This is a genomic window from Flexivirga sp., from assembly GCF_035551235.1.
Classification (GTDB): domain Bacteria; phylum Actinomycetota; class Actinomycetes; order Actinomycetales; family Dermatophilaceae; genus Flexivirga.
In genome coordinates, this window is record NZ_DASZNO010000007.1 from 80,430 (window position 1) to 87,293 (window position 6,864).

A 6,864-nucleotide genomic window follows, 5' to 3' on the forward strand; every position below is an offset into this window, starting at 1 on the left:
CCGAGACGGAGCCCGCCATACCACCAGCCTCATCCGTCACAGATCCGCGTGCCCTGACCGACCTGTCCGACCCCGGACTTAGACTCATCGCGATGTCCGATCCCGCCGCCTCCGCAGACTTCGTGCACCTGCATGTGCACACCGAATACTCCATGCTCGACGGCGCCGCAAACGTCGGGCGAATGTTCGAGGAGGTGGAGCGACTCGGCATGCCGGCGATCGCGATGAGCGATCACGGCAACATGTTCGGAGCCTACGAATTCTTCGGCGCCGCAAAGGGATCCCCGGTCAAGCCGATCATCGGCATCGAGGCCTACGTCGCTCCCAGCACCCGCCATTCGCGCAAGCAGGAGTTCTGGGCGCCGGGCGGAAAGCGCGACGCCAACGTCGACGGCGAGGGCGGCAAGGACGTCTCGGGCGGCGGGCGCTACACCCACATGACGATGTGGGCCAAGGACGCCCCGGGCCTGCGCAACCTCTTCAAGCTCAGCTCGCTGGCCAGCTTCGAGGGCTACTACATGAAGCCCCGCATGGACCGCGAGCTGCTGGCCGAGCACGGCAAGGGCATCATCGCCACGACCGGCTGCCCGTCCGGTGAGGTGCAGACCCGACTGCGGCTCGGGCAGTTCGACGAGGCCGTCGAGGCGGCGGCGGCATACCAGGACATCTTCGGCAAGGAGAACTACTTCCTGGAGCTGATGGACCACGGCCTCGACATCGAGCGGTCCGTGCGGTCCGGTCTGCTGGACATCGCCAAGAAGCTCGGCATACCGCTGCTGGCCACCAACGACAGCCACTACGTCACCGAGGACCAGGCCGACAGCCACGACGACCTGCTGTGCATCGGCGTCGGCAAGAACAAGGACGACCCGGGCCGGTTCAAGTTCAACGGCAGCGGCTACTACCTGAAGTCCGCCGACGAGATGCGCGAGCTGTTCCGCGAGCTGCCCGAGGCGTGCGACAACACCATGCGGGTCGCCGAGATGATCGGCGACTACAGCGAGGTCTTCGAGTATGTCGACCGGATGCCGCAGTTCCCGGACGTCCCGGAGGGTCAGACCCAGGCGTCGTTCCTGCGCGAGCAGATCCAGGTCGGCCTGCAGGAGCGCTACGACGGCAAGCCGAGCCAGGAGGTGCTCGACCGGATCGAGACCGAGATGAAGGTCATCGAGCCGATGGGCTTCTCGTCATACTTCCTCGTCGTCGCCGACATCTGTAAGTACGCGCGCGACAACGGCGTGCCGGTCGGCCCCGGTCGTGGCTCGGCGACCGGCTCGATGGTCGCCTACCTGACCCGCATCACCGAGCTCGACCCGCTGGAGCACCAGTTGCTGTTCGAGCGGTTCCTCAACCCCGAGCGCATCAACCCGCCGGACGTCGACCTCGACTTCGACGACCGCCAGCGCGACAAGATGGTGCAATACGTCACCGCCAAGTACGGCGCCGAATACACCGCGCAGGTCAACACCTTCTCCACCATCAAGGCGAAGGCCGCGATCAAGGACGCCAACCGCATCCTGGGCTTCCCGTTCAGCCTCGGGGACCAGATCTCCAAGGCGATGCCACCGGATGTCCAGGGCAAGGGTGTGCCGCTGGCAGCCACCTACGACGAGAAGCACCCCCGGTATGCCGAGGGCGTCGACTTCCGCGCGATGATCGCCGCCCAGCCCGAGGTGAAGAAGGTCTTCGACACCGCCCGGGGCCTGGAGGGCAAGATCCGCGGCACCGGTGTGCACGCGGCCGCCGTCATCCTCTCGTCCGCGCCGCTGCTGGACCTGATCCCGATGCACCGCCGGGACAAGGACGGCACGATCATCACCGGCTTCTCGTACCCGCAGTGCGAGGACATGGGCCTGATCAAGATGGACTTCCTGGGGTTGCGCAACCTCGGCATCATCGATCACGCCCTGAAGAACATCGAGAGCAACCGTGGCGAGACCGTCACCACCGAGGGCATTCCGCTCGACGACGAGAAGACCTACAAGCTGCTCGCCAGCGGCGAGACCCTGGGTGTCTTCCAGCTCGACGGCGGCGCGATGCGCAGCCTCCTGCGGCTGATGGTGCCGACCCGATTCGAGGACATCGCGGCCGTGCTCGCGCTCTACCGGCCGGGTCCGATGGCCGCCAACGCGCACGTCAACTACGCCGAGCGCAAGAACGGCCGGCAGGAGATCACCCCGATCCACCCGGAGCTGAAGGAAGCGCTCGACCCGATCCTCGGCACCACCTACCACCTGCTGGTCTACCAGGAGCAGATCATGGCGATCGCCCGCGAGCTCGCGGGTTACACCCTGGGTGGCGCCGACCTGCTGCGCCGCGCCATGGGTAAGAAGAAGCCGGAGGTGCTGGCCAAGGAGTGGGACAACTTCTCCGCCGGCATGATCAAGAACGGCTTCTCCCCGGAGGCGACCCAGGCGCTGTGGGACGTCATGCTGCCGTTCTCCGGTTACGCGTTCAACAAGTCGCACACCGCCGGTTACGGACTGGTGAGCTACTGGACGGCATACCTCAAGGCCAACTACCCGGCCGAATACGCCGCCGCACTGCTGACCTCGGTCGGTGACGACAAGACCAAGATGGCGATCTACCTGGCCGACACGCGCAAGCAGGGCATCCAGGTGCTGCCGCCGTCGGTCAACGAGTCGTCGCACGACTTCACCGCCGTCGGCAAGGACATCCGCTTCGGCCTGGGTGCGGTCCGCAACGTCGGTGCCAACGTCGTCGACGCGACGGTCCGGGCGCGTGAGTCGAAGGGCAAGTTCTCCTCGTTCGACGACTTCCTGCGCAAGGGCGGCACCGCGGTCTGCAACAAGCGCACGGTCGAATCCCTCATCAAGGCAGGCGCTTTCGACGATCTCGAGCACACCCGGCAGGGCCTTGTCGCCATACACGAGACGTATGTCGACTCGCTCGCCGACGAGGCCAAGAAGAGTGAGCAGGGTCAGGAGAGCCTCTTCGCCGGCTTCGGCGACGACGAGGGTGTGAGCCTGGCCGCGCTGCCGCCGATCCCTGACATGGAGTGGGACAAGCAGACCAAGCTGGCGTTCGAGCGGGACATGCTCGGGCTCTACGTCTCCGACCACCCGCTCTTCGGCATCGAGCACATGCTCGCGCAGCACGCCGACGTCTCGATCGCCAAGCTGCACGGTGACGACGCGCCCAAGGAGGGCTCGATGATCACCATCGCGGGTCTGATCACCGGGTTGCAGCTCAAGCGCAACAAGCGCGGTGAGCTGTGGGCGATCGCGACCGTCGAGGACCTCGAGGGCAGCGTGGAGGTGCTGTTCTTCGCCAAGACCTACATGACGGTCTCGACGATGCTCAGTCCCGACACGGTGTGCGTCGTCAAGGGCCGGGTGCTCGAGCGCGATGACACGATCTCGCTGTCCGCGCAGGAGCTGACGATCCCGGAGCTCAAGGGTGACGTGCGCGGACCGGTCGTGCTGACGCTGCCGCTGGTGCGCGCCAACAACGGCCTCGCGCACCGGCTCAAGGGCGTCCTCGGCGAGCACCCCGGCGCGACCGAGGTGCACCTGAAGCTGACCCAGCCCGGTCGTTCGGTGACCGTTCGCCTCGAGGACGGCCTGCGGGTCACCGCGTCGCCCGCGCTGTTCGGCGACCTCAAGGCGCTGCTCGGGCCGTCCTGTCTCGTCGGCTAGGCGCTCCTTCCGGCCGGAATACCCTTCGGAACGGTATGTTTTCGATCATGAAGCGTTATTCGGGTACGCCGTCACGGCGTCAACTGCTGGCCGCCGGTGGCGGGATCCTGGTCTCGGGCGCGCTGGCGGCGTGCGGTGGCAACACCGGTCGCTCGTCCGGCTCCAGCGGGGGTGGCACGAGCGGCGGCAGTGGTGGCGGCGGGGGAGCGATCTCGCAGTGGTACCACCAGTACGGCGAGCAGGGCACCGAGCAGGCCGTCAAGCGCTACGCCGCGGCATACAAGAAGGCCAAGGTCAACGTCCAGTGGATCCCGGGCAACTACGACCAGAAGTCCGCGGCGGCGCTGCTGACCACGTCGGGGCCGGACGTCTTCGAATACGGCAACGGCCCGACGATCGACATGATCACCGGCAAGCAGGTGGTCGACCTGACCGACGTCTTCGGCGACGCCAAGGACGACTTCACGCCGTCCCTGCTGGAGCATATGACGTGGAAGGGCAAGATCTACGGCGTCCCGCAGGTCGTCGACATGCAGCTGTTCGTCTATCGCAAGTCGATGCTGAAGAAGGCCGGCGTCAAGCCGCCGGAGACGCTCGACGACCTGGTCGCCGCTGCGGCGAAGCTCACCACGGGCAAGGTGAAGGGACTCTTCCTCGGCAACGACGGTGGCGCCGGGATCCTGGCCGGACCGGTGCTGTGGAGCAGCGGTCACGACTACCTCAAAGACGGCAAGCCGGACTTCGCCAACGCCGACGTGGCCGGGGCGCTCAGCAAGTTCCACGACCTCTTCACGTCCGGGCACCTGCTGCTCGGTGCGCCGACCGACTGGTCCGACCCGGGCGCAATCACCAGTGGTCTCACCGCGATTCAGTGGACCGGCCTCTGGAACTTCCCGATGCTCAAGGACAAGCTGGGCGACGACTTCGGCGTGCTGCCGTTCCCGGCGATCGGCTCGTCCGGGAAGCCGTCGGTGCCCGTCGGTGCCTACGCGTCGTGCGTGAGCGCCAAGGCCAAGGACGTCGAGGCCGCCAAGGCGTTCGTGAAGTGGCTCTGGGTCGATCAGACCGCCGACCAGCTCGACTTCGCGCAGAGCTACGGCTTCCACGTGCCCTCGCGCACGAGCCTGATCGGCAAGGCCACCAAGCTGCAGTCGGGTGAAGCCAAGACCGCGGCCGGCTACCTCAAGACCTACGGCCACCCGCAGACGCCGTTGCTGTGGTCGCCGAAGTCGGCGACCGCGATGACCGACGCGGTCGACAAGATCGTCCGCTCCGGTGCCAACGCGACGTCGAGCCTCGCCGCGGTGGAGAAGACGGTGACGGCGGAGCTGAAGCGGATCGGTGGCTGAACAGGCCGTCGAGCGTGCCGGCTCCGCGCCGGCGCGGCCGGCGAGTCCGCGCCGCAAGTGGACCGACAGCCCGCACCTGTGGTTCTGGATCTTCGTCGGTCCGTTCGTCGCGGGACTGCTGGTCTTCGTCGTCATACCCATCCTGTGGAGTGTGTGGCTGAGCTTCTACGACGCCCGAAACACAGTGACACCAACCCATTTCGTCGGATTCGACAACTACCGGCGGATGCTGGGCGACTCGGCGTTCCGGTCCAGTCTGGTCACCTTCGTCCTCTTCGCGGTGTTCATCGTGCCGACGACGTTCGTGCTGTCGCTCGGCCTCGCGGTGCTCGTCAATGGCGTGCGCCGCGGCAAGGCGTTCTTCCGGTCGGTGTTCTTCCTGCCGACAGCCTGCAGCTACGTCGTCGCGGCGATGATCTGGCGGCATTCACTCTTCGGCGGCACCGCCGCCGGGATGGTCAACACCGTGCTGGGCTGGGTCGGCGGTGCGCCGATCGCGTGGCTGTCGGTGGTGCATCCGCCGTGGTACTGGCTGGTGCTGGTCACCGTCCGACTCTGGCTGCAGGTCGGCTTCTTCATGGTGCTCTTCCTCGCCGCACTGCAACGGGTGCCACAGCAGCTCTACGAAGCGGCCGCGCTCGATGGTGCCACCGGATGGAAGGCGTTCCGCTACATCACCTTCCCGCAGTTGCGTGCGACCTCGACGGCGGTGCTGATGCTGTTGCTGGTCAATGCTTTTCAGGCGTTCGACGAGTTCTACAACGTCCTGTCGACGACGGGCGGTTACCCGCCGTACGCCCGGCCGCCGTTGGTCTATTTGTTCAACGTGGCACTCGGCAACGGCCAGGACTTCGGTGACGGCAGCGCCGGTGCCGTCATCCTCACGCTGATCATCGCGATCTTCGCGCTGCTGCAGGGCCGGTTCACCGGCATCGGGAGGCGGGAACGATGAACGGCGCGTTGAGTGCCCGCGCCGCGCGCTATGTCGTGCTGTCCGTGGCCGCCCTGATCTTCCTGGTGCCGTTCTACCTGCTGCTGCGCGGTGCCCTGTCGACCGAGCAACAGTTGGTCGGCATCGATCACTGGACGTGGTTCCCGGGGAGTCCGCAGTGGTCCAATTTCGCTGACACGTTCAACAATTCGACGGTGCCGCTCGCCCGCAGCATGTTCAATTCGCTGGCCATGGCGGTCACGCAGACCGTGCTGGTCCTGGTCATCTCGGGTATGGCGGGCTACGGCCTCGCACGCTCGACCGTGCGTTACGCGAACGCGGTGTTCTACCTGATCGTGGCGACGTTGCTGATCCCCGCGGCGGTGACGTTCGTCCCGTCCTTCGTGATGGTGTCCTCGCTCGGCTGGGTGTCGACGTTGCGCGGCCTGATCATCCCGGGGCTCTTCCAGTCGCTCGCGACATTCCTCTTCCGGCAGTACTTCCTCGGCTTCCCCAAGGAGTTGGAGGAGGCCGCGCGGATCGACGGCGCCGGCCCGATGCGGACCTTCCTGTCGATCGTGGTGCCCAACTCGTGGGGCTTCACCGCCGCGATCGCCACCATCACGTTCATCGGCAGCTGGAACTCGTTCCTGTGGCCGCTGGTCATCGGCCAGGACCAGTCGGCGTGGACCGTGCAGGTGTCGCTGTCGACATACATCACGGCGCAGTCGGTCGACCTGTCCGGCATGTTCACCGCCGCGCTGGTGTCGATGGTGCCGCTGCTCGTGATGTTCCTCTTCCTGCAGCGCTGGATCGTCGCCGGCGTGGAACAGACCGGCATCAACGAATAGCCCTCCTTGCCGAGAGGACACACAAACATCGAGAGGACAGGCGATTCGGGCCGAATTCGGCCCGCATCGCCTGT

At 66.2% G+C, this 6,864-nt stretch carries 4 protein-coding genes; all 4 read left to right on the plus strand.

Annotated features, from left to right (window positions below; genetic code table 11):
• The first annotated feature begins 92 nt into the window (after nucleotides 1–92).
• The 4 genes from dnaE to VG502_RS01310 are packed head-to-tail and all read left to right on the plus strand — an operon-like array spanning nucleotide 93 to nucleotide 6,790.
• Nucleotides 93–3,659 carry a DNA polymerase III subunit alpha gene (dnaE, locus tag VG502_RS01295; protein ID WP_325547955.1) on the plus strand — a complete coding sequence of 1,189 codons (3,567 nt, stop codon included), beginning with the start codon at nucleotides 93–95 and terminating at the stop codon, nucleotides 3,657–3,659.
• A 47-nt stretch (nucleotides 3,660–3,706) separates the two neighbouring features.
• Nucleotides 3,707–5,008 (plus strand): ABC transporter substrate-binding protein, encoded by a 1,302-nt coding sequence (locus VG502_RS01300; RefSeq protein ID WP_325547956.1) that lies wholly within the window; start codon nucleotides 3,707–3,709, stop codon nucleotides 5,006–5,008.
• On the plus strand, nucleotides 5,001–5,960 hold the full coding sequence (locus tag VG502_RS01305) for a carbohydrate ABC transporter permease (RefSeq protein WP_325547957.1): 960 nt from the start codon (nucleotides 5,001–5,003) through the stop codon (nucleotides 5,958–5,960). The genes VG502_RS01300 and VG502_RS01305 overlap by 8 nt, the downstream gene beginning before the upstream one ends.
• Nucleotides 5,957–6,790, plus strand: coding sequence for a carbohydrate ABC transporter permease (locus VG502_RS01310; RefSeq protein ID WP_325547959.1), 834 nt, complete (start codon nucleotides 5,957–5,959; stop codon nucleotides 6,788–6,790). The genes VG502_RS01305 and VG502_RS01310 overlap by 4 nt, the downstream gene beginning before the upstream one ends.
• Nucleotides 6,791–6,864 lie beyond the last annotated feature (74 nt).

Bases quoted from the DNA above. Each gene is read 5' to 3' on its own strand.
- dnaE (WP_325547955.1), top strand. From the start codon at position 93: ATGTCCGATCCCGCCGCCTCCGCAGACTTCGTGCACCTGCATGTGCAC.
- VG502_RS01310 (WP_325547959.1), top strand. From the start codon at position 5,957: ATGAACGGCGCGTTGAGTGCCCGCGCCGCGCGCTATGTCGTGCTGTCC.
- VG502_RS01300 (WP_325547956.1), top strand. From the start codon at position 3,707: ATGAAGCGTTATTCGGGTACGCCGTCACGGCGTCAACTGCTGGCCGCC.